The 882-nt window shown below is 44.4% G+C and carries 1 protein-coding gene and 1 pseudogene; both read right to left on the bottom strand.

Annotated elements, in window-relative coordinates:
- Window positions 1-111 (bottom strand): annotated as a pseudogene (locus tag ACWHAR_RS24730) (hypothetical protein); the annotation flags it as partial.
- Window positions 112-210: 99 nt separating this feature from the next.
- The coding region (locus ACWHAR_RS24725) for an Nramp family divalent metal transporter (protein WP_452088137.1) at window positions 211-882 on the bottom strand (672 nt) is incomplete at its 5' end.

Genomic DNA, 882 nt, shown 5'->3' with positions numbered 1-882 from the left:
GCCGGGCGTGACTCTCATTTTTCCCTTGGATTTATGGGCAGCAACAGAACATAAAATGCCGATAACAATAGGAACAATCCACAAATAAAACAGAATAAATACTGACATCATCAAAACTCCGATTTTTCTTCTATCATAACAAATTTCTGTCAAAAAGGGTATCAATGAGCTTTTGCGAAAAAATAAAAACCGGCTTTAGAAGCCGGTTTTTTATCGAAACGTATCTACAATTAAAAACACATTCAAAGCAACGATCAATACAGCAATCAGCCAAGACACCACTGTGACCCATTTGGCGTTGATCAGAGATCCCATGATCCGTTTATTGCTTGTAAACATAATAAGCGGAATGAGGGCAAAGGCGATCCCGAAGGACAGCACGACCTGGCTCAGTACGAGAGCGGTCGTCGGATTAACACCTGACGCGATGATCAAGATCGGCGGAATGATCGTGATAAAACGCCGTACATACAGCGGAATGCGGTAGTTGATAAATCCTTGCATAATCACGTCGCCTGAAAGTGTGCCGACAGACGAACTGGATAGACCGGCAACGAGCAGCCCGATCCCGAATAAAGCCGCAGACATAGGGCTGACAAGATGTCCGAATTGCTGAAATGCGACGTCGAGATCCTCAACAAACAGGCCGTTTTTGAAGAATAATGCGGCAGCCACAATCAGCATACTTGCATTAATAGCCCCTGCAATCAGCATCGCTATTAAAATATCAATAAATTCAAACCTAAAGATTTTTTTCCGTTCTGCATCAGTTTTGCCAACCACCCGCCGCTGTGTAAGGGCAGAGTGTAAATAAATGGCGTGCGGCATAACAGTTGCGCCAAGAATACCCGCTGCAAGAAGCACACTGTCGGTGCCATGAAA

This window comes from Bacillus sp. LR--39, assembly GCF_053613335.1.
This window is presented reverse-complemented; position numbering and strand designations above follow the sequence as displayed.